The 276-nt window shown below is 61.6% G+C and carries 1 pseudogene; it reads right to left on the reverse strand.

From position 1 onward, the window contains the following. Window positions 1–154, reverse strand: a pseudogene (locus SxD43FB_RS24485) (transposase domain-containing protein); the annotation flags it as partial. Between the last annotated feature and the right edge of the window lie 122 nt (window positions 155–276).

Here is a 276-nt window from a genome sequence, read left to right on the forward strand (position 1 = left end):
GATGACCGGCGATGCGGGCGAGGACGTCAGCGAGCCAAGCCTGGGGATCGACGTCGTTGAGGCGACAGCTCTGAATGAGTGAAAACATGATGGCGGCGCGCTGACCGCCGCGATCGGAGCCGCAAAACAGCCATGCTTTCCGCCCGAGTGCCATCGCAGGGTCATTCTGCCCATGTCGGGCAGATGGTAGAGTTTCATTATCGCTGGCATCCATATTACGGCGGTCGTTTTCGGCATGAAGGCCGCGAGGACCGGGCCAATGGCGCGATCATCCGG

The organism is Sphingobium sp. D43FB (assembly GCF_002312805.1).
GTDB lineage: Bacteria > Pseudomonadota > Alphaproteobacteria > Sphingomonadales > Sphingomonadaceae > Sphingobium.